This is a genomic window from Providencia sp. PROV033, from assembly GCF_028484855.1.
GTDB lineage: Bacteria > Pseudomonadota > Gammaproteobacteria > Enterobacterales > Enterobacteriaceae > Providencia > Providencia alcalifaciens.
Window position 1 is genome coordinate 54,357 of sequence record NZ_JAMPSW010000004.1, and the last position, 26,088, is coordinate 80,444.

Consider the following 26,088-nt stretch of genomic DNA (forward strand, 5'->3'; position numbering starts at 1 on the left):
CAGCGAGGAAAGCGATGTCGGTTTGTCACTTAGTTTGGTTTCGCAACGATCTACGAGTCACCGACAATAAAGCGCTTACCTTCGCTTGTGAGGATCCTACTGCCACTGTGATCGGCGTCTATATTGCGACGCCAGAACAGTGGGCAGCTCATAATGTATCACCAAGGCAAATTGCCTTTTTGCATCAAAACCTTGTCGAGCTACAACACACTTTAGCAAAACGAGGTATTCCCCTGATTTGCCATACCACAGCGACCTTTGCGGATTCCGTGAAATGGTTGCTGAATTTTGCCCAACAGCAAAATGCCACAGGATTATATTTCAATCACCAATACGAGTTAAATGAGCGTTTGCGGGATGAACAGTTACGCCAGCAAGCGCAGCATCTGAATATTTTCACCTATGATGATGCCCTATTACTTCCGCCGGGTTCAGTGACGACGCAAAAAGGGGATATGTATCAAGTCTATACCCCATTTCGCCGCGCCTTTTTGAGCCAATTGATGATGAGTGATTTCTGCTCATTTCCCGCCCCTAAACCACGGGGAGCGGCATTAGCCGTTGAAAATACACATCCACTTTTTGTTCACCAATCTGTTGAAATTTCACCGCAATTTACCGCTGGAGAACACGCTGCATTAGCGAAATTACGACAATTTTGCAGCGAGCGCGTACAAGATTACCAACGCGACCGAGATATTCCCGCCATTGATGGTACTAGCCAATTATCCCCCTATTTAGCGCTTGGGGTGCTTTCGCCTCGCCAATGTGTGAATCGCTTATTAGCAGAGAACCCGCAGGTTTTTGACTCACAAGAAAGTGGTGGTTTTAGCTGGCTGAATGAATTAATTTGGCGAGAATTTTACAGCCATCTATTGGTCGCATTTCCGCGTCTTTGTCGCCATCAACCGTTTATTGAATGGACGCAGCATATTCAATGGAATCCCGATGAAACAGCCTTAACCGCATGGAAAAACGGGCAAACGGGCTACCCCATTGTGGATGCCGCCATGCGCCAACTCAACCAAACGGGCTGGATGCATAATCGACTACGGATGATTGTAGCGAGTTTTTTAGTCAAAGATTTGCTGGTCGACTGGCACAAAGGCGAACACTACTTTATGAGCCAGTTAATCGATGGCACTTTGGCGGCGAACAATGGCGGCTGGCAGTGGTCAGCTTCAACGGGTGTTGATGCCTCGCCGTGGTTCCGTATTTTTAATCCAACCACCCAAGGGAAAAAATTCGACCCACAAGGGACGTTTATCCGCGAGTGGCTGCCCGAACTTCGCGATGTCCCCGAGAAATTTATTCATGAACCCCATACATGGGCAGAATCTCACCAAGTCTCTCTGAATTATCCAACCCCCATAGTTGACCATAAGCAAGCACGGCTGATGACGCTGGAAGCGTTTGAGGCAGGAAAGCAGGCTGTATAGCGTTAGTTTTGCCATTTTTTCACGAGCTCCATACTGATATAAAGCGTTTTTTTCATTTTCTGAAACATCCTTATTTCCTCAATCTATAACTCTACCCTATCTAAAATTCAGACTAAGTCTAAATCAATTAAATGGTAAATTTGAGTTAATCTCACTATATGGTCTTAATGAGGTCATGACATTTTAAGATTTGAGACTGCTGCTAAAAAGGGATGCTCGAATGCCAGAAAATAATTACATTGGAAGTGCAAGTAGCCGAACAAATATAGGAACATCAACGACAACGGTTTATGTCACCGTCCCGAAACTACGATTTTTCATGGAGCCTAGAACGCTATCTTTTGCTCCTGCTCAATCTATCCCGCTTTCTCCACCAGCAACCTCAATATCAAAACCATCAATATCCCCGAAAGATGCCTTAGATGTTTTAACTCAGGTAGTTAAAGCGCCAAATCCGATGACGATATTATTGATGGGTCTCTTTTACTCACCGAGTGTGGGTGATGCGACAATGGACCGTATTTTTATTGGTCGTCCTCTTGAGAAGCGACTCATTTTTGGTGGTTTTTCTCGTTCTGCATCAACGGTATCTACCTATGACTATACGTCGGAAGCTTTTTTAAGAGAAATAGCTGCGGCAAAAAGTACGGTAACAACCCGTGTTCGTTTTCGAGTCATAGTAGACGAAGAGACGGGAAACCCGAAAATTGCTGGGTATGAAGTGGATGAAAAAAGTGGATTAGATAGGGTAAGAGTCCGCTTTGCTGAAATTCATGAGGATGGCACGGCGACATTTTCAGACCCTGAGTTTAAAGGGCAATTTTTTTGGGATCTCAAAGAGAAGACGGTGGAATACAATGATTACACCGCTCAATAAGTCGCAGAAAAACCAATATTAGGTTTTCAGTCCGTTAAATTTAGTTTAGATAACGGACGTCGGGAAAGCATCGTTCATGATGGTGGTGAAATTGGACATACATCCCCACCAACCCCTTTACCTGAACCGCAAAAAATTTGGAGTTTGCCAAATCCCATTCCCGATATTGAAAAACCAGAAATAACCGTAAGTCCGATACCCGAGCAATCAACGGGATGGATTGAATGGGTGCCTATTCACGAAACGGATTTTAATGATTATGTGATTGTCGATCCTCGAGGGGAAGTACCTGCAATCTATGTGTTTTTTCAAAAAGAACCAGTCGATGATTTGGAAGTGGATTATTACGATAATTTTAAAGGGCGCCCTAGAAAAGATTTGTATGAAGTTGACCATCTACCATCTCAAGCTGCTATTAAGCTCTATTTAATTAAAAAATATCCTGATATTTCAAAGGAAAAGCTCGATATAATGTTAGGGCAAGTAGCATCAATTGCTATCCCTAAAGAAGTTCATCGGAAATGCAGTGAAACTTACGGTGGACGAAATAACAGTTGGGTTGATCTTGACGATGGCTCATCACTACGTCGAAAGGTATTCGATGCACAAAATTTACGAGAAGCCGTTGAGCGAAATTGGGCAGCTAACCGAGAATGTTTGGAAAATGAAGGTTACGATAACAAATTACTGGATGAAAAATTAGACAAAATACACGAGCTAAACGAAGCAAAAGGATTATACAAATGAGTGTAAATATTGAAGCGTTAGTACAACGGTTAGGGGATACCTATGATGAACTTTATCGTGACGGGTTAATCCCTTATAAAACAAAACCTCAAGGCAACTCTGGAGATGATGATTTAAGCCTGAGAATGACAAAAGAGTATGTATTTTTATCTTTTGATAATCCATCTAAAAAATTATCACAGATTACGATGACGTTGATCCCTGATAATGTCAAAAATCAATGGGTTTTCCCAAATAAAATACCTTTTGGATTAGAACAAGTCATGACTGACCGCTGGTTTTATGCACACATAGGTGACCCTATAAGAGTTGCCCCAGAAAAAGTAGTTATGGGCTTTGAATTTGGTAAATCAGAAGTATTTATTTTAAATGATTCAAGTCTGAAGAAAAAAACATCTATTTTGGTCAGTTATCATCCTGTAATGAAAGGTTTTGCACAATCAGTAACATTTGAGTTGTTAGATAACTTAGAAAAACGCTGGAAAGTAGATCATTACAAATGAGTGTAAATATTGAAACGTTAGTACAACGGCTAGGGGATACCTATGATGAACTTTGTCACGACGGGTTAATCCCTTATAAAACAAAACATCAAGGCAACTCTGGAGATGATGTATTGACACTTAGAATGTCAAAGGAATATACATTTTTAGCATTTGATAATCCGTCCAAAAAATTATCACAGATTACTATGACTCTCATACCAGATAATAAGCGTAATGGGTGGATGTTCCCGAACCAAATTCCCTTTGGATTAGAGCAAGTGATGTCTGATGTTTGGTTTTATGAGCATATAGGCAATCCAATAAGGCAGGCTCCTGAAGATGTTATTTTGGGTATCCCTATAGGAAAAACAGAGGTATTTAAGCTAAGCATTACAACGCAATCTATGGAGCCTATAGCTATGATTGTGAGCTTTCATCCCGAGATGAAAATGCTTGCTCAAGAAGTTACTTTTGAAGTATTAGCGAATTTAGAAAAACGCTGGAAAGTAGATCATTACAAATGAGTGTAAACATTGAAGCGTTAGTACAACGGTTAGGGGATACCTATGATGAACTTTATCGTGACGGGTTAATCCCTTATAAAACTAAGCCCCAAGGGAATTCAGATCATGATATCCACACTCCCTGCCCTTATTTCCCCCCAATCCCCAATTTGATCAATCCTAAATAAAAATTACTGGGTATGATAACCAGACAACAACAATAGGAGGCAATGATGCAGGTGATTTTACAGGTTGATTTCCCATACCAAGGTCCATGGAGTGACGAGATGGCGGCGGCAATGGAAGGATTAGCGCAATCCATTAACCAAGAACCGGGGTTCATTTGGAAGATTTGGACTGAAAACCAACAGACCCAACGGGCGGGGGGCATTTACTTATTTGCTAACCAAGCCGATGCACAAGCGTATCTCGAAATGCACAGCGCACGACTCAAATCCTTTGGTATACCTGAAGTCAGCGGGCAAATTTTTAGTGTGAATACCGCACTCAGCCAGCTGAACCAAGCGCAATTTATTCAAAAATAGTTTCAATAGAGAGGGCATTTTTGCCCTCTCTTATCCCGTTAAAATTTACTCAGCAAAATCGAATCCATCGACATCCACAGATTGATGAATAACGCGGGCAATAAAAATAAATGGGGTTTGGGGCATGTAATAAATGGAATGTTTTTTAAACTCAAATCGCCTCATCCCTTCACATACCCAATGGCACTCTTTGCCTATCCATGGTGAGTTTGCCAGTAACTCAAACGTTTTTTTTAATTCATTGTGGTATTTTTTCGCCTGATTAACACCAAACTGCCGTATTGTGTAACGAGCAATTTGATAAATATCCTCTTCCGCAACTTGGGAAAGTTTATACATTTAAATCCTTTTCTGCTCTGGCAAAAATGTCATCCATACTGCTTTCACTCTCAGGTGAATTCAGTCCATCCAATACCATTTTTCTTACATATTCAAGCCGTTGCTCTCTCTCTTCCATCATACGTAATGCGTCCCTTATCACTTCTGATGTATTGCCATAGCGACCAGACTGGATCATATCACCAATAAAACGGTTGAAGTGCTCCCCCAATGTCACACTTGTCACTCTCGCCATAAATTCACCTACCATCGAATGGTATTACTCAGTCATACAACTATAGCAATGAATTTCTGTTGCTTCCAGCCAGTGAAAACTGAGAGGGCATTTTTGCCCTCTCTTATGACTCAGCCCTCTCCCACAGCATCAAAAATCCCCGTGGCGACGCTCCACCAGCGTTAAAATACTGTACAGCGCCACGATGTCATTATGCTGATTAAACACTTGGACATCCCACTCGATAACCCCATTAGGCTTATCTTCGGCTTTTTTCTGGGCTTTTTTGATCTTTTTCTTGCATGTTAAGCGCACTTGGATGGTATCGCCAATTTTTACTGGCTCGATAAAACGCAAGTTTTCCATCCCGTAGTTAGCGATAACAGGACCTACTCCTGCATCTACAAACAGCCCCGCCGCCGCTGATACCACAAAATAGCCGTGAGCAATGCGCTCGCCAAACATCGACTGCTCAGCGCCGAGTTTATCCACATGCACATAGAAATTATCCCCACTGAGACAGGCAAAATTCACAATATCCGCCTCAGTCACCGTGCGTCTCGCGGTCAGTAGCGTATCGCCAATCACTAACTCTTCGAAATATTTACGGAACGGATGCACCACATCGGCAATAGCTTCAGCGCCGCGCATCCACTGCTTGCTAATCGCGGTCAACATAGATGGGCTGCCTTGAAGTGCCGTGCGTTGCATATAATGTTTTACGGCTCGTAAACCGCCCAGCTCTTCACCTCCCCCAGCCCGACCAGGTCCACCGTGAACCAACATAGGCAAAGGCGAGCCATGCCCCGTAGACTCCGTTGATGCCGCCTCATTCAAAATCAGCATACGACCATGTACACGCGCTGCTGCACGGATCACCGTCTGTGCCACTTGGCTATCTGCCGTAATCAATGAGCCCACTAAGCTCCCACCACCGAGCGCTGCCAATTGCACCGCTTGCTCTAACCCGTCATAGCTCATTAATGTCGCCACGGGACCAAACGCCTCGGTTTCGTGTACTGCTTGATGCACAAATGGCTCAGCACAATACAGCAATGTCGGTGGGAAAAACGCCCCTTTCTCGCTATCGCCCCCCACCACCTGCATATTAGCAAAGCTACCACCACACAGTCGTTCACAGCCATTGGCGAGCAGATAATTGACTTTGTCCTGTACATCTTGGCGCTGTTCAAGGTTAATCAATGCCCCCATTCGAACCCCTTCGGCAGCAGGGTCACCCACCGCGACATTCGAGATGCGTTTTAGGAGGGCATTTTTCACATTTTCCAACTGAGTTTTAGGGACGATAATTCGGCGAATTGCAGTACATTTTTGCCCTGCCTTTGTCGTCATTTCATTAACCACTTCTTTGATAAACAGTGCAAATTCAGGTTGTTCAGGCTGAACGTCTGAACCTAAAATGGCACAGTTTAGTGAATCCGCTTCCATGGTAAAAGACACTGATTTTTGGTTGATTCGTGGGTGAGATTTGAGTTTCTGCCCAGTACTCGCCGACCCCGTAAAAGTCACCACATCTTCGAAATCTAAGTGGTTAAACATATCCCCAACGCCGCCACAAATTAATTGAATCGCCCCTTCAGGAACCAATCCACTCTCAAGTATCAATGCCACCATTGCTTGAGTCACTTGTGCAGAAGCTGTGGCAGGTTTGATGATGGCAGGCATCCCCGCTAACCACGTTGGCGCCAATTTTTCTAACATACCCCAGCACGGAAAGTTGAACGCATTGATGTGCAAAGCCACGCCACGGCGCGACGTTAAAATATGGCGTGCGACAAACTGCCCTTGCTTGGACAGCGGAATCATCTCATCTTCCGACCACACCGTATCATCTGGCAGTTCGCGGCTCGCCAGCCCTGCATAGGAAAATAGCGTGCCAATCCCCCCTTCAATATCCACCCAACTGTCTGATTTTGTTGCGCCTGTCTGAGCAGAGATAGCATATAACTCATCTTTATGAGCAAGTAAGTATCTGGCAACGGCTTTCAGCATCTCTCCACGCTGTTGGAATGTCAGATTCGCAAGCGCCTTCCCCCCCACGTCACGCCCATATTGTAGGCTTTGCGCTAAAGGTAATTCCTCAGTTGTCACTGCATAGAGGGCTTCATTGGTTAACGCATGAAAAATCTTACGCCCTTCCCCAGCGCCAGTTGCCCACTTCCCCATGATGTAACTTGTTAAATGTTGCATATTCCATCTCCAGAAAACGACAATAAACCATATCAATATGTTAAATATGTATCATATAAACAATCATAGATGCCAATTTAAATTTAACAAATAAAACACAAATAGACTTAATCCTAGGTATTATCAGCGTAATCAAGGAAAAACATATCACTTTATCAAGTTGATTTAATTGAATATAATTTAATTACTTGTGAGGTCACTCGCAAAAACCCTACAAACATCATTGATCTTATTGTTAACTATTCCTAGCATTAATGTTAAATAAATGTGTTCCATATTTTTTAATTAAAAATTTTTTGTGAATCACTTTAATGGTGGATAACAATGAGCAAGCAAAATCAAATCCTCTTCGATGCCAAAATCGAAGCCGATATCGCCATCGAGCCCAAAGATTGGATGCCCGATGCATACAGACAAAACCTCATTCGCCAGATTGGACAGCACGCCCACTCGGAAGTCATTGGCATGCTACCGGAAGCCAACTGGCTCACTCGCGCGCCAACCTTGCGTCGTAAGACCGTTCTACTGGCAAAAATTCAAGATGAAGCGGGACATGGTTTATACCTCTACAGTGCCGCAGAAACCTTAGGATGCTCCCGCCAAGACATCTACCAAAAGATGCTGGATGAAAAAATGAAATACTCCTCCATTTTCAACTATCCCACCCTTAGCTGGGCTGATATCGGTGTGATTGGTTGGTTAGTTGATGGTGCAGCAATCGTCAACCAAGTGGCACTCTGCCGAGCCTCTTATGGACCTTATGCCCGTGCGATGGTGAAGATTTGCAAAGAAGAGAGTTTTCACCAACGCCAAGGTTATGAAGCTGTCATGGCACTAGCAGAAGGTACTCACGAGCAAAAAGTCATGCTGCAAGATGCAATCAACCGATTTTGGTGGCCCGTATTAATGATGTTTGGTCCCAACGATTCAGATTCCACTCATAGTGCGCAAAGCATGGCATGGAAAATCAAACGCTTTAGTAACGATGAGCTCCGCCAAAAATTTGTGGATAACACCGTGCCACAGGTGGAAGCCCTCGGCATGACCATCCCTGACCCTGATTTGCATTGGGATGACGCACTCGGTCACTACCGGTTTGGTGAGATTGACTGGGAAGAGTTCTACCAAGTGCTGAAAGGTCAAGGGATCTGTAACCAAGAACGCCTTGATGCTAAGCGCAAAGGTTGGGAAGACGGAGCATGGGTACGAGAAGGTGCGATGGCACACAGCCAAAAGCAGACAGCTATCAAATCCGCCGCCTAGCCGCTAAAAGGAAAACACCATGAATAATCAAGATTGGCCACTGTATGAAGTATTTGTACGCAGCAAACAAGGTCTCGCTCATCGTCATGTCGGTAGCCTACACGCTACAGACGATCAAATGGCGCTAGAGAATGCCCGTGATGTTTACACCCGCCGCAGTGAAGGTTGCTCCATTTGGGTCGTCAAAGCTGCCCATTTGGTCGCATCTCAACCTGATGAAAAAGATCAATTTTTTGACCCTGCGGATAGCAAGGTTTACCGCCACCCGACCTTTTACACCATCCCTGATGGCATCAAAAACATGTAAGGAGCTTGAAATGACCGAAAAACAGCAGCTCCACCATTATGTTTTACGCCTCGGAGACACTCCACTGATTCTGGCACAGCGCCTGTGCGAGTGGTGCGGTCACGCCCCTGAAATCGAAATTGACCTTGCGCTGTCCAACATCGGCTTAGATTTACTGGGGCAAGCGCGCAATTTCCTCAGCTATGCCGCGGAACTCAAAGGTGCTGGTAATAACGAAGATACGCTTGCCTATCTACGCGATGAACGTGAATTCAGTAACTTGCTGTTAGTTGAACAACCTAACGACGGTTTCAATGATACCCTCGTGCGCCAATTTTTTATCGATGCTTATCATGTGCCTCTGTATCGCGCACTCACCCAAAGTAGCGATCCACAGCTGGCCGCTATTGCTGAAAAATCACTCAAAGAAGCGTTGTACCACTTGCGCTTTAGCCGCGGCTGGATGATTCGTTTAGGGGATGGCACCCCATTGAGCCAACAAAAAATCCAGCAATCCGTCGATCGCTTGTGGCGCTTTACGGGCGAGCTGTTTCATGCCGATGACATTGAAATCACCTTAAGTGATGCAGGTATCGCCGTCGACCCCCGTGCACTGCAAGACATTTGGCTAAATACCGTGAATGAAACCTTTGAAGCCGCCACTCTCAGCCTACCTGAGCAAGCTGCTTATCGATTAGGTGGCAAACAAGGCAGCCACACTGAGCACCTCGGTTTAATTCTCACGCAGCTGCAATTTGTCCAACGTGCCTACCCTCATAGCCAGTGGTGACAATCATGGAACAGAGAATGCAACTTCAATCTCCCGATATTCATCAGATCTGGCAGCAGCTTCAGCAGATCCCTGATCCTGAATTGCCTGCTCTGTCTATTACTGATCTTGGCATGGTTCGCCATGTGATACCCACCGAGCAAGGCTGGCAAGTCGGGTTTACCCCAACCTACTCTGGCTGCCCTGCTACCGAATTTTTAATCAATGAAATCAAAGAGGTTCTTGATAACGCAGGTTTCCAGCATGTGAATGTTGACGTGATTTTAACACCAGCATGGACCACGGACTGGATGAGTCAAGATGCGAAAAGGCGCTTACGTGAATTTGGGATTGCTCCTCCGCAAGGTGTTGCTTGTGAACACCCTGAGCATACCGACACGATTTGCTGCCCTCGTTGCAACAGCGAACAGACAGAAAAGATTAGCGAGTTCGGCTCCACCGCTTGCAAAGCACTGTATCGCTGCAATGAATGCTTAGAACCGTTTGATTACTTTAAATGTATTTAAGGGCACACTCATGACTGTCTTTCACCGTTTAAGTATTGCCGCTATTGACCGTGACACGCCAGATACCGTGGCGGTCACTTTTCATATTCCTGAACTATTGCGGGAGCAATACCGTTATCGCCCTGGTCAGCATTTAACGTTAAAAGCCGCGATTAATGGTGAGAACCTCCGCCGCTGTTATTCTATTTGCAGTGCACCTGATGAAAATGAACTCAAAATTGGTGTTAAAGCTATCTATGAAGGCCGGTTTTCTAACTTTATCAACCAACAACTGAATGTTGGCGATAGCTTAGAGGTGATGGTTCCTCAAGGGCAATTTGGGTATCAACCAGATAGCCAGCAAAATGGGAACTATTTAGCGGTTGCCGCTGGCTCTGGCATTACTCCGCTGTTATCGATTATCAAAGCCACTTTACAAACCGAGACAGACAGCCACTTTGTGCTGATTTACGGTAATCGCACTAGCCGCTCGGTCATGTTTAAAGAAGCCATAGCGGATTTAAAAAACCGCTTTGCCACCCGCTTTCAAGTGCTGTACCTATTCAGCCAAGAGCCACAAGAAAGTGCATTGCTCAGTGGGCGTATTGATGCTCAGCAGCTCACTGCATTGGGAAAATCCCTACTCAACTTTAACCAATTCAACCGCGCTTTTATTTGTGGTCCTGAATCCATGATGGATGAAGTACAAACCACGCTCGTTCACCACGGTATGGCGCAAGAACGTGTACATACCGAACGTTTTAACACCACAGGGGCAAAATTTAAGCCCAGCGTCGTCACCAACGAAAGCCGCCAAGTTACCCTCCAGTTAGATGGACGTATCTTAAACATCGATATGGATGGGCAAGATGACAGCATCCTTGATGCCGCATTACGCCAAGGTGCCGACCTACCTTATGCCTGCAAAGGCGGTGTTTGCGCAACCTGTAAATGCAAACTGCGCTCAGGTGAGGTGGAAATGGGTGTGAATTACAGCCTCGAACCCGACCAAATTGCCGCAGGTTATATCCTCAGTTGCCAGTCATGGCCTAAGGGGGATGGTGTGGTTTTGGACTTTGATGTGTAGGGGCGCACCATGGAAAATAACTGGATTTTATCGCAACAACATCACCGCGTTTTGACACTGACGATTAATCGCCCCGATGTGCGCAATGCACTGAGTACACCGTGCCTTGAGTTACTGGTTAAACATCTTGAACATGCGCAAATCGATGACAATATCGGCGCTATCGTCATCACGGGCAACCCGCGTTTCTTTGCAGCAGGGGCTGATCTTAAAGAACTTCAGCAGCAAACCGTTGCCAGCGCTATCACGGATAAACGCCCACAAGTTTGGCGTCGCTTTGCGCAAATCAGCAAGCCGATTATTTGTGCCGCCAACGGCTACGCGTTAGGCGCGGGGTTCGAATTGCTGCTTGCCAGCGACATCATTATTGCGGGGGAATCCGCACGTTTTGGTCTGCCTGAAATTACCCTTGGGCTGATCCCCGGAGCCGGCGGAACCCAGCGTCTAATCCGCGCAGTGGGTAAGTCCCTCGCCATGCAAATGGTACTGACGGGAGAAACCATTAGTGCTCAACAAGCGCAACAAGCCGGACTCATCAGCGAAGTGTGTGTGGATGCTCTCACTCTCGAACGTGCTCAAACCATCGCCAAACGCATTGCAGGGCATGCGCCTTTAGCCGTAAACGCCGCCAAAGCTGCGCTAGTGAGCGCTCAAGAATCTCACCTGACCGAAGGCTTAAAACTGGAGCGCCAATACTTTGTCAGCCTTGCGGGTACTGACGATCGCCAAGAGGGGATCGCCGCCTTTTTCGAAAAACGATCCCCGCAATTTACAGGACGCTAATCATGATAAATGACACCACTCTCACCGAAGAGATGATCCTTACCTCACTGCAAGATGGCGTATTAACGATTACGTTGAATCGCCCTGAGCGCCTCAATAGCTTTAACGACGAGATGCATCGACAATTGAGCGCAGCGATTAAAATCGCCGAACAAGACGAAAGCGTCCGTTGCTTAGTGATCACCGGAGCGGGTCGCGGTTTCTGCGCGGGGCAAGATCTTAACGATCGCAATGTCGCCGTCGGATCCGAAGCCCCTGATCTGGGCTTTTCCGTCGAAACTTACTACAACCCGCTGATCCGCCGTTTAACATCATTACCGAAACCCATTATTTGTGCTGTTAACGGTGTTGCTGCGGGTGCAGGTGCCGCCATTGCCCTTGCAGGGGATATTGTCATCGCCGCAAAAAATGCCAGTTTTATTCAATCATTCTGCCGGCTTGGGTTAGTGCCAGACTCGGGTGGAAGCTGGTTCCTGCCGCAACTTGTGGGTCGTGCTCGTGCCATGGGAATGGCAATGCTGGGAGACAAAATTAGCGCCGAACAAGCACTACAATGGGGCATGATTTGGCAAGTCACTGACCATGATCAGCTTGCTGCTACCGTCAATAATCTCGCCAAACACCTTGCAACTCAGCCAACTTATGGATTGGGGTTAATCAAGAAAGCCATTCATAGCGCAGCCACCAATACCCTCGATCAGCAACTGGATTTAGAGCGTGATTTACAGCGTTTAGGTGGTCGTAGCCACGATTACCGTGAGGGCGTAGATGCATTCTTAAACAAACGCGAACCGACGTTCCAAGGGAAATAGCCATGACGGTACCTTCAAGTTTATCCCTACAAAACGTTGCCGTTATTGGTGCAGGCACCATGGGGATTGGCATTGCGCAAGTTGCCGCAAATGCGGGTCTACACGTGCAACTTTTCGATATGAATGCTCAGGTATTGCAGCAATCTGTTACCGCACTCACAGTGCGCTTACGCAAACGGGTTGAACAAGGAAAAGCGGATGCAAAAAGCACAGAAGAAACCTTGAGTCGCCTCCATGTGGTTGACAATCTTGCTGCGCTAACATCTGCTGACTTAGTGATTGAAGCCGTGGCAGAAAAATTGTCAGTCAAGCAGGCTATCTTTAGTGAACTTGAAGGCATTTGCCGCGAAAACACTATTTTTGCAAGCAATACATCATCTTTATCGATTACCGCCATCGCCAGTGTACTTAAGCGCCCTGAGCGCATGGCTGGCTTGCATTTTTTTAACCCTGCGCCTGTGATGAAACTGGTTGAAGTGATCAGAGGGTTAGATACTGCCGAAAATGTCATTGAATGCCTAAAAAAGCTGACGCTTGCGTTTAATAAGATCCCCGTTATTTGTCGCTCAACACCGGGGTTTATTGTGAATCGTGTGGCAAGACCCTTCTATGCGGAAACATTGCGAGCGTTGGAGGAGCAAGTCGGTACACCCGCTACATTAGACAGTGTTATTCGTGATGCAGGGGGCTTTTCAATGGGACCTTTGCAACTGACGGATTTAATCGGGCATGACGTCAATTATGCGGTGACAGAATCCGTGTTTCAGGCATTTGGCTATGACCCGCGCTTTCAGACGTCTTTTGCGCAATTAGCACTGGTACAAGCGGGTTATTTAGGGCGTAAATCGGGTCGCGGGTTTTACCCTTATTCTTCCGATAATCATGATGATCATAATAAATCGTCATCTGAGATTGAAGTGGCTCCTACTGTCGTACTGTCACACCCGCTTAACGTGAAAGCCTTCGGAAATTGGCAAATATTTCCTGAGCTTAAGCAACTTTTGCAGCAAAACGGGATCAGCATCGAAGAAGCTGAACAAAAAACACGCCAACCTCCATCACTGGTTGTTAATGACGTTATTATTATGTTAACAAATGGTGAACTTACATCCACACTTGCGCAAAAGCTTAAGCAACCCGTCGTGCAATTTGACTTATCCGCCAACTATATTGCGGCAACCACGATAGCTATCAGTTGCGCGACACAAAATAGCCACCAGCAAAACCAAGATGCCATTGCCTTTTTTCAATCCATTGGTAAGCGCGTCATTGTGCTGCCAGATTACCCAGCACTCTTAACCTTACGCACCGTTGCAATGCTCTGCAATGAAGCGCTGGATGTGGTGAACAAAGGGATCGCTAGCGCCCAAGATAGCGATTTGGCGATGCGCTTTGGGGTTAACTACCCAAAAGGTCCTTTAGCATGGGGAGCGCAAATTGGTTGGGCGCATATTTTGCAAACGCTTGAGCATTTAGCCCATTTCTATGGCGATGGGCGCTATCGCCCTAATCCATTACTGCGCCAGCTCGCTGCCGGTTTTCAGTCATTATCATTGGAGGCATTACCATGAATTCACTGCCTAACATCACCCTCGCTCAGCAAGCTGCTCATGCTATGTACCGTGATGACACGTGTGCTAAAGCGATGGGAATGGTGATTGAAGAAGTCGCCGATGGCTATGCGCAACTCACCATGGTAGTCACGCACAATATGCTCAACGGACATAAAACCTGCCATGGCGGACAGTTATTCAGTCTAGCGGATACGGCTTTTGCTTACGCGTGTAATAGTCAAAGTTATGCCGCCGTTGCCTCTATGTGTTCCATCGATTTTTTACGTCCCGGTTTTGAAGGGGACACCCTCACCGCTATCGCCAAAATGCAACACCAAGGCAAACGTAGCGGACTATATGAAGTGGAGATCATCAATCAAGATGGCAAACCACTTGCGCTGTTTCAAGGTCGTTCCCACCGTCTAGGTCACCGTTTAGTTGGAGAAGCATCATGAATGACGCCTACATTTGCGATGGTATTCGCACCCCGATTGGTCGCTATGGTGGCGCTTTATCTTCTTTGCGTCCCGATGACCTCTCCGCCATTACGCTCAAAGCACTGATGGTACGTAACCCACAATTGGACTGGAGCCTAACCGATGACATTATCCTCGGATGCGCCAACCAAGCGGGTGAAGATAATCGCAATGTTGCACGAATGGCAGGTTTACTTTCCGGCTTACCCATTTCTGTTTCAGGCACCACGATCAACCGTCTATGTGGTTCAGGCTTAGATGCCATCGCCCTTGCCGCACGTAGCATCAAAGCAGGTGAATCTGGCTTGATGATCGCAGGCGGTGTGGAGTCGATGAGCCGCGCCCCATTTGTCATGGGAAAACAAGACGCGGCGTTTTCTCGCCAAGCCCAAATGTTTGATACCACAATTGGCTGGCGGTTTATCAATCCGCTGATGGAGCAACAATTCTCCACCGACTCGATGCCTGAAACTGCTGAAAACGTCGCGCAGACCTACAATATCAGCCGAGAAGACCAAGATGCATTTGCGCTGCGCAGTCAGCAACGTACCGAAGTCGCGCGTCTCAACGGTGTGTTTGCCGAAGAAATTGTGCCAGTCACCGTGAAGCAGCGCAAAGCCGAGCAACAGGTTACGGAAGACGAACATCCACGCCCTGAAACCACGCCCGAGCTGCTACAAAAACTGAAAACACCCTTTCGTGAAAATGGCAGTGTCACCGCAGGTAACGCCTCTGGTGTCAATGATGGCGCAGCTGCGCTGATCATCGCCTCAGAAAATGTCGCTAAGCAGCAAGGATTAACACCACGCGCACGCGTGATAGCAACCGCAACCTGTGGTGTCGAACCGCGTTTAATGGGGATTGGTCCCCTACCTGCCACCCAAAAAGTATTGAAAATGGCAGGACTGACTATCGAACAAATGGATGTGATTGAGCTAAACGAAGCCTTTGCCGCTCAAGCACTCGCTGTTTTACGGGGTTTAGGTCTTCCTGATGATGCACCGCAGGTAAACCCTAATGGGGGCGCTATCTCCTTGGGTCATCCACTCGGTATGAGTGGGTCTCGTTTGGTGATTTCCGCCATGAATGAGCTGCACCGTAAGCAAGGTCGCTACGGGTTATGCACGATGTGCATCGGTGTGGGTCAAGGCATTGCAATGATTATTGAACGCGTCTGAATAACAAGAAAACCGCCGAGTTACCCTACACCTGCTCAGGCGGATAACAGACCTTTTGAACGGCATTTGTCACCTAAGTGCAGATAGCAATAATAATAAGGATTGGCAATTATGAGCATGACACAACATAACCGTCTTGATACAACAAAAAGTCTCGATCCAAGAGAAAATATCGACCCGATCGAGTTTGCTTCTCGCGATGAGATCGAGGCACTACAATTCTCGCGAATGAAGTGGACACTCACTCACGCATACGAAAATGTGCCAATGTACCGCAAAAAATTCGATGCCGCGGGCGTACACCCTGACGATTTTAAACAGCTTAGTGATATCGAAAAATTTCCCTATACCACTAAGCAAGATTTACGTGAAAACTACCCATTCGACACCTTTGCTGTGCCAATGGACCAAATTACCCGCATTCACGCCTCTTCCGGGACGACGGGGCGCCCAACCGTAGTGGGTTATACCCAGCAAGATATTGATAATTGGGCAGACTTAATTGCACGTAGCCTACGATCTGCTGGCGCTACCCGAGGTGACAAAGTCCACGTTGCTTATGGCTATGGATTATTCACAGGCGGATTAGGGGCGCACTATGGCGCAGAACGCCTTGGTGCGGCGGTTATTCCGATGTCTGGCGGTCAAACCGAGAAACAAGCACAATTAATTGTCGATTTTAAACCTGACATCATCATGGTTACCCCATCTTACTGCCTCAGTATCATTGATGAACTTGAGAAAATCATGGGTGGAGATGCTAGTAAGTGCTCACTAAGGATCGGAGTCTTTGGTGCGGAACCTTGGACCGAATCACTGAGAGTCGAAATTGAAACGCGCTTAGGAATCAAAGCGTTAGATATTTATGGTTTATCTGAAGTCATGGGACCTGGCGTTGCCATGGAATGCGCAGACTCAAGTGAAAGCGGTCCTACCATCTGGGAAGACCATTTTTACCCTGAAATTATCTGCCCTAATACCCTAAAAACCCTCGGTGATGGAGAGCATGGTGAGTTAGTGTTCACTACCCTGACAAAAGAAGCCATGCCAGTGATCCGCTACCGAACCCGCGACCTTACCCACCTCAAAGCAGGGGAAAATCGCCAGATGCGCAGCATCGGTAAAATCACAGGTCGCTCCGATGACATGATGATTATCCGAGGCGTTAATGTATTCCCTTCACAAATTGAAGAGCAAATCATGCAATTCAAAGAGTTATCGCCACACTACCAATTGGAAATAGGTCGCAAAGGCAATATGGATAACCTCTCTGTTCGCGTCGAATTAAAACACCCTGAGCAACTCACATTCGACGAACGTTGTAATATCTGCCATAACCTCAAACACCGCATCAAATCCATGGTAGGGATCAGTACCCGTGTCAGTATCGTCAATTGTGGTGATATTCCCCGCTCGCAGGGCAAAGCTCAACGAGTGATTGATACACGAATTGCCATTTAATTTTAAAGGATTAGGCATATTCATCAAGAATGCGCCTAATCCCTGGTTTCCCTACTGTACTCACACTCTTTAGCGTGAAAACAAGACAACCCTCTCGTTTTTGTCTAAGATTTGCAAAGTATCTGATACATAAATTTTAGGGATAAGCCCATAATGGAAACCAAACTCACCCAGTTTATACAGCATGCTATCGGCAACCAATCGATCAGCGGAACCTCGCTGATCAGCTCTTTATATGGTGACGCCCTACACCATCGGGGTGGCGAAGTCTGGCTCGGCAGCTTAACCAAATTGCTTGAACCTATGGGATTTTCTGACCGCTTTGTTCGTACTTCGGTCTTCCGTTTGCAAAAGGAAGGCTGGCTAGATGTTGAAAAAATGGGACGTCGCAGCTACTACCGCATATCAGAGCGTGGGCAAAACCGCTTCCGTCGAGCTGAGAACAAAATCTACCTCAGCGAACAACCTGAGTGGGATGGAAAATGGGATTTACTGTTGTTGGATAGTGCCGATAAAGACGAAAAAATCCGTCTTAAAAAAGAATTTAGCTGGTTAGGCTTTGGGCAATTTAACAGTGGATTAATGGCTGCACCGAGTCGAACACAAAGCGATATTCCTGCCTTATTGGGAGAACTGAACGCCGCTGAACACGTGATTTACTTCCGAGCAGATTATCCGTTTAACCGCTCAGAAAAGAACTTAAAAGGGTTGGTTTTTAATGCGTGGTCACTCCCCGATATTTCAGAGCATTATCACCAATTTATCGACTTGTTCCGCCCAGTGGCACTCTTGCTAAAAGAGCATGCTGAACACGTTATTTCCCCAGAATTATGTTTCCAACTACGCTTATTACTGATCCATTTTTATCGACGCGTCGTATTGAAAGACCCATTGCTACCAGATGAGTTACTACCAACTCAGTGGGAAGGGCACATTGCGCGCCACTTATGTACCAATATCTACCAACGTATCGACCAAGGTGCTACTCAATACGTCACCGAGATGTGTGAAACCACCGTGGGCGAGCTGCCACAACCGTCTAGCGCCTATTACCGCCGTTTTGGCGGTATTATTCGGGATCTGGTCGCCGCATAATCACTTTGCTAGAGGAGCCACAATGCCATTTTATCAAATTGATGGAATTACCCCTGTTGTCAGTCCAGAAAGCTTTGTCCATCCCACCGCGGTAATCATCGGTGATGTGATCATTGGTAAGCGAGTTTATATTGGACCCAATGCCAGTCTGCGTGGGGATTTTGGACGCTTGATCATTAAAGATGGCGCGAATGTGCAGGATAACTGTGTGATGCATGGTTTTCCGCAATTCGATACCATCATCGAGGAAGATGGGCACATTGGTCACGGTGCTATTTTGCATGGCTGCCATATCAAACGTAATGCACTCGTCGGCATGAACAGTGTCATCATGGATGGTGCAGTTGTTGGCGAAAATTCGATTGTTGGGGCTTGCGCATTTATCAAAGCCGATGCGCAATTTCCTGATAACAGTTTAATTGTGGGTACACCAGCCAAAGTACTTCGCAATCTTTCAGAGCAAGAAATTGAATGGAAAAGTAAAGGTACACTGGATTACCAAATGTTAGTCATCCGCTGCCTAAATACTTTCCAAGAAGTGACACCACTTGCGGAAGAAGAACCGAACCGTCCAAAACTGGTATTTGACGATATCATTCCAAAATCCAGATTATAAAACTATTCCGTAAAAGATAGGGCGCGTGCCAACAACTCGCGCGCCCTATCCTGTTAGTGTTTATTCGCTTTGCTGCCAAAAGGCGGCTTAGCAAACCACACCGTCACAATCAGTGCGATAAACACCCAGCCACATAACCAGAAAATTTCGTTCGCGGCAATAATCAGCCCTTGGCTGGTGATCTGCTGGGCAATAAAACCAGATGTTTGCTCCGTCGTCATACCATGAGCCGCCATGCTTTGGTACATATCAAGAGACTCTGGATTATAATCAGTAATAAATTCAGTTAATTGGCTATGATGTACGGATTCTCGATCGCTCCACATTGTGGTGGTAATTGATGTGCCGATAGAGCCTGCCAAGGTACGGAAAAAGTTTGCCAAACTGGACGCCGATGCTAATTTTTCTGGGGGCAACCCAGACAGGGTCAACGTAGTGAGCGGCATAAAGAAACAGGCGACTGCCATGCCCTGCACTAATTGCGGCCATACGACTGCGGTAAAATCCATGGCGGGTTCAAAGGTGTACGCTCGCCAGAAGAAACAAATGGCATAGAACACAAAACTGAAGGTAACTATCCACCGAATGTCTAAAAAGTCAGATAGTTTTGCCACAGGCGCCGAGAATAAAACAGGTAAAAGACCAATTGGAGCCAGTGCTAACCCAGCCCACGTCGCGGTATAGCCATACACTTCCTGCAATAACTGAGGTAATAAGACAATCGCCCCAAAATACGCCATATACGCCAAACTGACTGAAATCGTGCCGATAGTAAAATTACGAGATTTAAACAGTGCTAATTCAACAATCGGGTTCTTGTCCGTTAGCTCCCAAATGACTAAGAAAATTAAGGCAATCGCAGAAATTACCGCCAAAATGATAATTTCATTGGATGCTAACCAACCCAGCTCTTTTCCTTTATCCAGAAGCACTTGCAAACAACCTACACCAACGGATAACAGTGCCAAACCAATCACATTAAATGGCACTTTGATCACCTTGGACTCCATTCCTTTAAGAACGATCGCACCCACAATGATCACGAAGATCCCTAGCGGGATATTCATAAAGAAGATCCAACTCCAATGGAAATTATCACTAATATATCCACCGAAAATAGGACCAAAAACAGGCGCTAAGATAATCGTCATCGACCAAAATGCCAGTGCCATATTTTGCATTTTAGGTGGGTAGCAGCGCATGATTAAGCTCTGCGAGAGTGGAATAACCGGTCCCGCCACCGCGCCCTGTAAGACGCGATATAAAATCAGCATACCAAGGCTGTCAGAGAAACCACACAGCAAAGAAAAGAGCGTGAACAGTGCCGTCGCCCATAGGAAGACTCGTATCTCACCAAACCGTTTAGCAAGAAAACCCGAAATCGCGATAGAAATCGCATTCGACACCCCAAATGAGGTGATCACCCAGGTTCCTTGAGAGACCGACACTCCCAAGTTTCCTGCAATGGTTGGAATGGCGACGTTTGCAATCGTCGAATCGAGCACTTGCATAAATGTCGCCAGAGATAGGGCAATCGTCGCCCAGACTAATTTGGCGCCTTTTAGCGGTTGAATATCGGCCATGGGGCTAGTCCGCGTTATCGCTAATAATGGTGTTGATGACTTGGTCTACGTCATTCAACTTCAGTACAAGCACATCGCTTTCAAACGCTGGCGTGGTACGTTGAACTTCTGACAACACAGGACCATTTTGGTCTTTAATATCAATGGTCACATTCATTGATAAACCAATACGTAGTGGATACTTCGCCACTTGCTCAGGGTCAAGTTCGACACGCACGGGCAAACGTTGCACCACTTTAATCCAGTTTCCTGTCGCATTTTGCGCTGGTAGCAATGAAAACGCACTTCCCGTTCCCATATCCAACCCGACCACCGTACCTTTATAGCTCACATTGCTACCATAAAAATCACTGTTGATGGTAACAGGCTGACCGATACGCACATTTTCGAGCTGGGTCTCTTTAAAGTTGGCATCGACCCACACTGGCTGAACAGGCACAATTGCCATTAACGAACTTTGCGAACTAACTTGTGAACCCACCTGTACATTGCGGCGGGAAACATATCCCGTCATGGGGCTTTTTATTTCTGTCCGCTGCAAGTTGATCCATGCGCTACGCACACTGTCTGCGGCTTGTTGTACTGCTGGCTGATTTTTCAATGCGGTGTTACGCAACAACGCGCGGTTTGCATTATATTGTTGAATTGAAATATCCAATGCGGCTTGCGCCAATTGCACCGCTTCTTGCGAATGCTGCAAATCTTCTTTTGAAATGGTACCACTGCGCCCTAATGCAGCACGGCGTTGATAATCTTTTTGCGCTTGCGCAAGCGAGACACGATTTTGTTGGATCTGGGCTTGGTATTGGTCGCCATTAATATACAGCTCCTTGGTTTTGCGCACCGTTGAAGCTAAGTCATGTTTCGCCTGCTCATATGCCAGTTGTGCATTGGTTTTATCCAATACCACCAACACATCACCCGCTTTTACCAAATCGGTATTTTCAAAGTTTACCTGTGTGACATTTCCCGAGGTTTGCGCAACGATAGGAATTTGTAAGCCCGACACATAAGCATCGTCGGTATATTCTTGGAAACGCAGTACCAAGAACCAATAGACACCATAAGCAACAAATAATAGAACGATGATAATCGTAGCAATGATCATCCATAGCGTTCTTTTATTTTCTTTATTCGTTTTCTGATGCTCTTCAATTGAATTTGTCGGTTGTTCCATAATAACTCTCAAGGAAAATAAACTTAATTTTAGCAATAATCCTATCTTTACGAAGTCACCGTAATAATGCAATAGCCAACGGTTTTATATTAACTAAATATCGATTTTAATTTTTAATTTCTGTTTTAAATCAATCTTTAATTGATTCTTTAATTCGAAAAATCAATGCCAGTCAAAAAAAGAAGTAATTATTAAATCATTATTGGAGCAATACTCTAAATAAGATAATCAATGTTGATTAAATAATTGCTGATATTTGTCCATGGCATGAACGATTGATAGCGCATCACTTTTATAACTCTATTTTCGCCCCTTCGCACCGCGTTTCACCACCATCCCTTCGTGCACAAAAATGTTAACCGCGATCAAACTTTGCCCAAAAATTAGCACGCTAATTATTTATTTTCGATCCATATCGGTGATAGTATTCGCAAGCATTATGATTATCATTATCATTTGGTTTCGCTAGGGAAAAATATGAAAAAGCACTATCACTACTCTTTACTTGCTGCTGGTGTTTGCGCAGCAATTGCTTCATTTAGCGCCACAGCAGAAGAAAATTCAGACAAAATGATTGTCACAGCATCGGGTTATTCCCAGCAATTGCGTGATGCCCCTGCCAGTGTGACCGTCATTACCGCCGAACAGTTACAAAACAAACCCGTCCGCGACTTAGCCGATGCAGTCAAAGATGTGGAAGGTGTGAGTGTGGTCGGCAGCGCCAACAAACAAGACATTAATATTCGCGGGTTATCCGGTGAATACACCCTGATTCTGGTGGATGGTCGCCGCCAAAATAGCCGCGAATCTCGCCCAAATGGGAGCGGTGGTTTTGAAGCGGGCTTTATGCCACCGGTTGAAGCTATCGAGCGTATCGAAGTGATCCGTGGACCTATGTCCTCACTGTATGGCTCTGATGCCATGGGTGGCGTCATTAATATCATCACCAAAAAAGTGACGAATGAGTGGCACGGCAGTGTCACTACAGGGGCAATTATTCAGGAAAACAGCGAAAGCGGTGATTCCATGGATGGTAACTTCTATCTTTCTGGTCCGCTGATTAAAGATAAATTAGGTCTACAACTGTATGGCGGTGGCGATTACCGCAAAGAAGATAAAATTCCGGATGGTCATGATAAGAAAGATAATAAAAGCCTGACGGCAAAATTAACTTTCACGCCAATGGAAAACCAAACCTTCTTATTTGAAGCGGGTAGAACAACCCAAGAACGCTATGCTGAACCCGGTAAATCCCTCGCTGAATACTCCATGTTTAATGGTGTAAAACGCGATAATACCAAATCAGAAACTCACAATAACCGTAATCATATGGCGCTGACGTACAAAGGCGACTGGGATGTGATTCAAACAGAAGTGAGTGTGTACCAAGAACAGACCAAACGCAAAACGAAAGCAGAAACCAAAGACGCGAAAACAGGGTTGTATAATTACGCTTATGAGGCTCGCGTACCTGAAATCACGAATACCGTCGTGGATGGTAAAGTGGTCGCTTTCCTACCAGACAATATTTTGACGGCAGGTACCCAATACCAGCATGCGAAGCTGAAAGATACCTCAGCGACAGGCGCAAAAACCACTGAAAATGTCTCTCTGACTGCAGATCAGTACGCACTGTTTTTAGAAGATGAGTTTACTGCCACTGAAAATCTGATTTTAACCGGTGGTATCCGTTTAGATCATCATGAATTCTATGGTGACCACTGGAACCCACGCGGTTATGCCATTTACCATCTAACTGATGAAATCACCATCAAGGGTGGGGTATCTCAAGCCTTCCGCGCACCCACTCTGCGTGAAATTAGTCCGAACTACAAAACATCGACAGAAAAAGGCAAAGGAATCATTTACGGTAACGACAATCTGAAACCGGAAAAAAGCTTCAACCAAGAAATTGGTATCGCCTATGACCATGAATCTGGTTTCAATGCAAGCGTCATGTTCTTCAATACCGATTTCAAAAATAAACTCACCAGCTACTACACTGGCGACAAAGACCCTGTAACAGGTTTAAACCTGTATACCTATGACAACGTGGGTGAAGCGAATATTAAAGGGGTTGAAGTGGCAGCAGGCATCCCATTTGCCGAAGATTGGAACCTGAGCTTGAACTACACCTACACCGATTCCGAACGTAAAAGTAATGATGAAAAGCTAACGAGTGGAGAATCACTCAAAGGCTATCCATTGGATAAAACGCCAAAACACTTAGCCAATGCCAAACTGGATTGGCAATATAGTCCTGATCTCAACCTGTACACCCGTGCGCATTACGAAGGTGAACAAGTTTGGGCAGCACAACGTAATGGCTCTTCCGTTCCTCGTTATCGTAAAGGCTACACCACGATGGACATAGGCGCGACATATCAGCTGCTGAAAAATACCAAGCTGAACTTTGCTGTCTTAAACATCGCTAACGAGAAAGGCTCTAAAATTGATGCCGAAAATGGTGGAAACTGGGATGTTGAAGACGGTCGCCGTTACTGGGCGAATGTCAACGTGACATTCTAATCCCTGAGAGCGGGTATGACGCAAATAGCCGATTACCCGCCGATTCTTTTTCGTTCGATGGCAATCCCAATGATAAAAAAACTGTTTATGGCGAGCCTATTGATGTGTATCGCAAACAATACTTGGGCACGTCCCAGCCCCAATATTCCCGAATTTGATGCGCGCGTGGCTGAGGTTTATACCGTACAGCACCATGATATGCGCAATGGTCAGCGTGAATTGCGTATCTATAGTGCCGTTCCTAAAGACGTTTCTGGAAAACGTCCTGTGCTCTTTATGCTTGATGGTAATGGGCTCTACCCATTAGCGGTAAACCAAGCGGCTCAACAATTTGCCCGCGATAAATTGCCGATTATTATTGGTATTGGCTACCCCAACCCTGAAGCGTTCCCGAAAAAAGAACGGACATACGACTACACGCCAAAAATCGCTGGAGAAGCCTTTCAACATGGTGGTGGTGCAGAATCGCTTTATCAGTTTCTCACCTTCACTGTTCGCCCATGGGCTGAACAACAGTTTCCGATTGATACCCAACGAGAAACCCTATTTGGACACTCATTTGGCGGTCTCTTTACGTTAATGGTTTACCAAAATCACCCAACCGATTTTCAGCATTTTGTTTCTGCTAGCCCATCATTATGGTGGGGAGAGGGAGAAATGGTGGATTTGGACAAATTGACGCGTTCATCAACAGCATCACCCATTGCCATCACGCTTGGAGAGCTAGAAGAAACACCGGATTTAAGCCGTTTAACCGATGAACAAAAACAGAATTATCAAACCCGTAAAAGTTGGATTTCCCCTCGGGAAGTGTGTGAGGCAATCAGCAGCCATCAGCGATCTTGCGAGTTTACTTTATTTGCCGGAAAAACCCATGGCAGCGTCATTCCCGATGCCATCCATAAAGCTTTAGACCTTACAGTGGCTCAACCATAAAAAATAGGTTTCCTGCATGATGTGCAAGAAACCTATTGGCAATATAAAAAACCATCTCAAGCGGTGGCGTTAATAAGATAATCAACAATATCTTGTAAACGCCGCCATTTCATCCACACTTCATCCCGTAATGGCTGCTCAGTATACTCTTCGATAGCGGCTATCAATTCCAATAGCTCTAAAGAATCGATATGTACATCGCGAATGAGCTCATCGTCCATTGAGTACGTTTGGTTAATACCGGAATATTCACGTATCTTCTTGAGATGAGTTTCTAACCAGTGCTGTGCTGTGTCCTGCGTTGTCATTGCGTTACCTTACGAGAAGTGTTTTCCATTGTCGTCATACTTCTCTTTGGCGACTTGGTCACGGGTTAGCGCCCCCATTTCCGTTAAAGTCACAGGTTTGCTGGTTTTTGCGTCCGCTAATTGCCATGTTTTTTTACGCTGTCCAGTGAGCTCATCTGTCACTTCAACAGCTTCAAATCGATTAGCAAACACCGTATTTTGAGTCAAACTGTCTGTCTCTGTTGTCTGTTGATAGCGCTCTTGCGCCGATTGATCTCGTGTTAATGCCCCACGCTCGCTTAACGTCACTGAGCTTGTCCCTGCATTTTCT

General features: G+C 45.8%; 28 protein-coding genes and 1 pseudogene. 22 read left to right on the top strand and 7 right to left on the bottom strand.

What is annotated here, in order from left to right; translation table 11 throughout:
* Positions 1-14 precede the first annotated feature (14 nt).
* From phrB to PSF16_RS01985, 7 genes are all read left to right on the top strand, one after another.
* Positions 15-1,439 (top strand): deoxyribodipyrimidine photo-lyase, encoded by a 1,425-nt coding sequence (gene phrB, locus PSF16_RS01955; RefSeq protein ID WP_272688682.1) that lies wholly within the window; start codon positions 15-17, stop codon positions 1,437-1,439.
* Between the two features lie 220 nt (positions 1,440-1,659).
* Entirely contained in the window at positions 1,660-2,316 is a 657-nt protein-coding gene (locus PSF16_RS01960; protein ID WP_272688683.1) for an S-type pyocin domain-containing protein, read from the top strand.
* Positions 2,317-2,406: 90 nt separating this feature from the next.
* The gene (locus PSF16_RS01965) at positions 2,407-3,063 is read left to right on the top strand and encodes an S-type pyocin domain-containing protein (protein ID WP_336313809.1); all 657 of its coding nucleotides are present in this window, start codon (positions 2,407-2,409) and stop codon (positions 3,061-3,063) included.
* Positions 3,060-3,566, top strand: a complete 507-nt coding sequence (locus tag PSF16_RS01970) for a DUF6392 family protein (protein ID WP_154626345.1) — start codon at positions 3,060-3,062, stop codon at positions 3,564-3,566. Before PSF16_RS01965 ends, PSF16_RS01970 begins: the two co-directional genes overlap by 4 nt.
* Positions 3,563-4,072 (top strand): DUF6392 family protein, encoded by a 510-nt coding sequence (locus PSF16_RS01975; protein WP_272688684.1) that lies wholly within the window; start codon positions 3,563-3,565, stop codon positions 4,070-4,072. The genes PSF16_RS01970 and PSF16_RS01975 overlap by 4 nt, the downstream gene beginning before the upstream one ends.
* The gene (locus PSF16_RS01980; protein WP_336313807.1) at positions 4,069-4,239 is read left to right on the top strand and encodes a DUF6392 family protein; all 171 of its coding nucleotides are present in this window, start codon (positions 4,069-4,071) and stop codon (positions 4,237-4,239) included. The genes PSF16_RS01975 and PSF16_RS01980 overlap by 4 nt, the downstream gene beginning before the upstream one ends.
* A 45-nt stretch (positions 4,240-4,284) precedes the next feature.
* Positions 4,285-4,596 carry a monooxygenase gene (locus tag PSF16_RS01985; protein WP_272688685.1) on the top strand — a complete coding sequence of 104 codons (312 nt, stop codon included), beginning with the start codon at positions 4,285-4,287 and terminating at the stop codon, positions 4,594-4,596.
* 45 nt (positions 4,597-4,641) lie between these two features.
* Here PSF16_RS01985 and PSF16_RS01990 read toward each other — a convergent pair whose 3' ends face one another.
* From PSF16_RS01990 to paaZ, 3 genes are all read right to left on the bottom strand, one after another.
* Positions 4,642-4,935 (bottom strand): type II toxin-antitoxin system RelE/ParE family toxin, encoded by a 294-nt coding sequence (locus PSF16_RS01990; RefSeq protein ID WP_006659681.1) that lies wholly within the window; start codon positions 4,933-4,935, stop codon positions 4,642-4,644.
* Positions 4,928-5,170, bottom strand: a complete 243-nt coding sequence (locus PSF16_RS01995; protein WP_006663118.1) for a type II toxin-antitoxin system ParD family antitoxin — start codon at positions 5,168-5,170, stop codon at positions 4,928-4,930. The genes PSF16_RS01990 and PSF16_RS01995 overlap by 8 nt, the downstream gene beginning before the upstream one ends.
* A 129-nt stretch (positions 5,171-5,299) precedes the next feature.
* Entirely contained in the window at positions 5,300-7,360 is a 2,061-nt protein-coding gene (gene paaZ / locus PSF16_RS02000) for a phenylacetic acid degradation bifunctional protein PaaZ (RefSeq protein WP_272688686.1), read from the bottom strand.
* 324 nt (positions 7,361-7,684) lie between these two features.
* Between paaZ and paaA the strand changes: the two genes are divergently transcribed.
* From paaA to paaY, 13 genes are all read left to right on the top strand, one after another.
* Positions 7,685-8,623: a 1,2-phenylacetyl-CoA epoxidase subunit PaaA gene (paaA, locus tag PSF16_RS02005; RefSeq protein WP_006663120.1), complete on the top strand. Its 939-nt coding sequence runs from the start codon at positions 7,685-7,687 to the stop codon at positions 8,621-8,623.
* A 19-nt stretch (positions 8,624-8,642) separates the two neighbouring features.
* The gene (gene paaB / locus PSF16_RS02010; RefSeq protein ID WP_006659685.1) at positions 8,643-8,930 is read left to right on the top strand and encodes a 1,2-phenylacetyl-CoA epoxidase subunit PaaB; all 288 of its coding nucleotides are present in this window, start codon (positions 8,643-8,645) and stop codon (positions 8,928-8,930) included.
* A 10-nt stretch (positions 8,931-8,940) separates the two neighbouring features.
* On the top strand, positions 8,941-9,699 hold the full coding sequence (gene paaC, locus PSF16_RS02015) for a 1,2-phenylacetyl-CoA epoxidase subunit PaaC (RefSeq protein WP_006663122.1): 759 nt from the start codon (positions 8,941-8,943) through the stop codon (positions 9,697-9,699).
* A gap of 5 nt (positions 9,700-9,704) precedes the next feature.
* Positions 9,705-10,205 (top strand): 1,2-phenylacetyl-CoA epoxidase subunit PaaD, encoded by a 501-nt coding sequence (gene paaD / locus PSF16_RS02020; RefSeq protein ID WP_006659687.1) that lies wholly within the window; start codon positions 9,705-9,707, stop codon positions 10,203-10,205.
* A gap of 10 nt (positions 10,206-10,215) precedes the next feature.
* Positions 10,216-11,271, top strand: coding sequence for a 1,2-phenylacetyl-CoA epoxidase subunit PaaE (paaE, locus tag PSF16_RS02025; protein ID WP_272688687.1), 1,056 nt, complete (start codon positions 10,216-10,218; stop codon positions 11,269-11,271).
* 9 nt (positions 11,272-11,280) lie between these two features.
* Positions 11,281-12,054 (top strand): 2,3-dehydroadipyl-CoA hydratase PaaF, encoded by a 774-nt coding sequence (gene paaF / locus PSF16_RS02030; RefSeq protein WP_006659689.1) that lies wholly within the window; start codon positions 11,281-11,283, stop codon positions 12,052-12,054.
* A 2-nt stretch (positions 12,055-12,056) separates the two neighbouring features.
* The gene (paaG, locus tag PSF16_RS02035) at positions 12,057-12,866 is read left to right on the top strand and encodes a 2-(1,2-epoxy-1,2-dihydrophenyl)acetyl-CoA isomerase PaaG (protein ID WP_006663126.1); all 810 of its coding nucleotides are present in this window, start codon (positions 12,057-12,059) and stop codon (positions 12,864-12,866) included.
* Between the two features lie 2 nt (positions 12,867-12,868).
* Complete coding sequence (locus tag PSF16_RS02040; RefSeq protein ID WP_006663127.1) at positions 12,869-14,437, top strand: 3-hydroxyacyl-CoA dehydrogenase; 1,569 nt, start codon at positions 12,869-12,871, stop codon at positions 14,435-14,437.
* Positions 14,434-14,874: a hydroxyphenylacetyl-CoA thioesterase PaaI gene (gene paaI / locus PSF16_RS02045; protein ID WP_272688688.1), complete on the top strand. Its 441-nt coding sequence runs from the start codon at positions 14,434-14,436 to the stop codon at positions 14,872-14,874. Before PSF16_RS02040 ends, paaI begins: the two co-directional genes overlap by 4 nt.
* Positions 14,871-16,073 (top strand): 3-oxoadipyl-CoA thiolase, encoded by a 1,203-nt coding sequence (pcaF, locus tag PSF16_RS02050; RefSeq protein WP_272688689.1) that lies wholly within the window; start codon positions 14,871-14,873, stop codon positions 16,071-16,073. Before paaI ends, pcaF begins: the two co-directional genes overlap by 4 nt.
* 111 nt (positions 16,074-16,184) lie before the next feature.
* Complete coding sequence (gene paaK / locus PSF16_RS02055) at positions 16,185-17,534, top strand: phenylacetate--CoA ligase PaaK (RefSeq protein WP_272688690.1); 1,350 nt, start codon at positions 16,185-16,187, stop codon at positions 17,532-17,534.
* A 153-nt stretch (positions 17,535-17,687) separates the two neighbouring features.
* Positions 17,688-18,629 carry a phenylacetic acid degradation operon negative regulatory protein PaaX gene (gene paaX / locus PSF16_RS02060; RefSeq protein WP_006663130.1) on the top strand — a complete coding sequence of 314 codons (942 nt, stop codon included), beginning with the start codon at positions 17,688-17,690 and terminating at the stop codon, positions 18,627-18,629.
* Positions 18,630-18,651: 22 nt separating this feature from the next.
* On the top strand, positions 18,652-19,245 hold the full coding sequence (gene paaY / locus PSF16_RS02065) for a phenylacetic acid degradation protein PaaY (RefSeq protein ID WP_272688691.1): 594 nt from the start codon (positions 18,652-18,654) through the stop codon (positions 19,243-19,245).
* 53 nt (positions 19,246-19,298) lie between these two features.
* Here paaY and PSF16_RS02070 read toward each other — a convergent pair whose 3' ends face one another.
* Both PSF16_RS02070 and emrA read right to left on the bottom strand, forming a co-directional pair.
* The gene (locus PSF16_RS02070) at positions 19,299-20,828 is read right to left on the bottom strand and encodes a DHA2 family efflux MFS transporter permease subunit (protein ID WP_006663131.1); all 1,530 of its coding nucleotides are present in this window, start codon (positions 20,826-20,828) and stop codon (positions 19,299-19,301) included.
* A gap of 4 nt (positions 20,829-20,832) precedes the next feature.
* A complete protein-coding gene (gene emrA / locus PSF16_RS02075; RefSeq protein WP_272688692.1) occupies positions 20,833-22,005 on the bottom strand; it encodes a multidrug efflux MFS transporter periplasmic adaptor subunit EmrA in 1,173 nt (390 codons plus the stop codon).
* A 477-nt stretch (positions 22,006-22,482) separates the two neighbouring features.
* Here emrA and PSF16_RS02080 point away from each other — a divergent pair, with 477 nt between their 5' ends.
* On the top strand, positions 22,483-24,534 hold the full coding sequence (locus PSF16_RS02080; RefSeq protein WP_224050711.1) for a TonB-dependent receptor domain-containing protein: 2,052 nt from the start codon (positions 22,483-22,485) through the stop codon (positions 24,532-24,534).
* Between the two features lie 15 nt (positions 24,535-24,549).
* Positions 24,550-25,470 (top strand): alpha/beta hydrolase, encoded by a 921-nt coding sequence (locus PSF16_RS02085; RefSeq protein ID WP_272688693.1) that lies wholly within the window; start codon positions 24,550-24,552, stop codon positions 25,468-25,470.
* Between the two features lie 56 nt (positions 25,471-25,526).
* On the opposite strand, the gene PSF16_RS02090 is transcribed toward PSF16_RS02085, so the two are convergent.
* Entirely contained in the window at positions 25,527-25,778 is a 252-nt protein-coding gene (locus tag PSF16_RS02090; protein ID WP_006663133.1) for an acyl carrier protein, read from the bottom strand.
* Between the two features lie 9 nt (positions 25,779-25,787).
* Positions 25,788-26,088, bottom strand: a pseudogene (locus PSF16_RS02095) (hypothetical protein); the annotation flags it as partial.

Coding starts and splice junctions, on each gene's coding strand:
- phrB (WP_272688682.1), top strand. CDS start 15: ATGTCGGTTTGTCACTTAGTTTGGTTTCGCAACGATCTACGAGTCACC.
- PSF16_RS01960 (WP_272688683.1), top strand. CDS start 1,660: ATGCCAGAAAATAATTACATTGGAAGTGCAAGTAGCCGAACAAATATA.
- PSF16_RS01970 (WP_154626345.1), top strand. CDS start 3,060: ATGAGTGTAAATATTGAAGCGTTAGTACAACGGTTAGGGGATACCTAT.
- PSF16_RS01975 (WP_272688684.1), top strand. CDS start 3,563: ATGAGTGTAAATATTGAAACGTTAGTACAACGGCTAGGGGATACCTAT.
- PSF16_RS01980 (WP_336313807.1), top strand. CDS start 4,069: ATGAGTGTAAACATTGAAGCGTTAGTACAACGGTTAGGGGATACCTAT.
- PSF16_RS01985 (WP_272688685.1), top strand. CDS start 4,285: ATGCAGGTGATTTTACAGGTTGATTTCCCATACCAAGGTCCATGGAGT.
- PSF16_RS01990 (WP_006659681.1), bottom strand. CDS start 4,935: ATGTATAAACTTTCCCAAGTTGCGGAAGAGGATATTTATCAAATTGCT.
- PSF16_RS01995 (WP_006663118.1), bottom strand. CDS start 5,170: ATGGCGAGAGTGACAAGTGTGACATTGGGGGAGCACTTCAACCGTTTT.
- paaZ (WP_272688686.1), bottom strand. CDS start 7,360: ATGCAACATTTAACAAGTTACATCATGGGGAAGTGGGCAACTGGCGCT.
- paaA (WP_006663120.1), top strand. CDS start 7,685: ATGAGCAAGCAAAATCAAATCCTCTTCGATGCCAAAATCGAAGCCGAT.
- paaB (WP_006659685.1), top strand. CDS start 8,643: ATGAATAATCAAGATTGGCCACTGTATGAAGTATTTGTACGCAGCAAA.
- paaC (WP_006663122.1), top strand. CDS start 8,941: ATGACCGAAAAACAGCAGCTCCACCATTATGTTTTACGCCTCGGAGAC.
- paaD (WP_006659687.1), top strand. CDS start 9,705: ATGGAACAGAGAATGCAACTTCAATCTCCCGATATTCATCAGATCTGG.
- paaE (WP_272688687.1), top strand. CDS start 10,216: ATGACTGTCTTTCACCGTTTAAGTATTGCCGCTATTGACCGTGACACG.
- paaF (WP_006659689.1), top strand. CDS start 11,281: ATGGAAAATAACTGGATTTTATCGCAACAACATCACCGCGTTTTGACA.
- paaG (WP_006663126.1), top strand. CDS start 12,057: ATGATAAATGACACCACTCTCACCGAAGAGATGATCCTTACCTCACTG.
- PSF16_RS02040 (WP_006663127.1), top strand. CDS start 12,869: ATGACGGTACCTTCAAGTTTATCCCTACAAAACGTTGCCGTTATTGGT.
- paaI (WP_272688688.1), top strand. CDS start 14,434: ATGAATTCACTGCCTAACATCACCCTCGCTCAGCAAGCTGCTCATGCT.
- pcaF (WP_272688689.1), top strand. CDS start 14,871: ATGAATGACGCCTACATTTGCGATGGTATTCGCACCCCGATTGGTCGC.
- paaK (WP_272688690.1), top strand. CDS start 16,185: ATGAGCATGACACAACATAACCGTCTTGATACAACAAAAAGTCTCGAT.
- paaX (WP_006663130.1), top strand. CDS start 17,688: ATGGAAACCAAACTCACCCAGTTTATACAGCATGCTATCGGCAACCAA.
- paaY (WP_272688691.1), top strand. CDS start 18,652: ATGCCATTTTATCAAATTGATGGAATTACCCCTGTTGTCAGTCCAGAA.
- PSF16_RS02070 (WP_006663131.1), bottom strand. CDS start 20,828: ATGGCCGATATTCAACCGCTAAAAGGCGCCAAATTAGTCTGGGCGACG.
- emrA (WP_272688692.1), bottom strand. CDS start 22,005: ATGGAACAACCGACAAATTCAATTGAAGAGCATCAGAAAACGAATAAA.
- PSF16_RS02080 (WP_224050711.1), top strand. CDS start 22,483: ATGAAAAAGCACTATCACTACTCTTTACTTGCTGCTGGTGTTTGCGCA.
- PSF16_RS02085 (WP_272688693.1), top strand. CDS start 24,550: ATGACGCAAATAGCCGATTACCCGCCGATTCTTTTTCGTTCGATGGCA.
- PSF16_RS02090 (WP_006663133.1), bottom strand. CDS start 25,778: ATGACAACGCAGGACACAGCACAGCACTGGTTAGAAACTCATCTCAAG.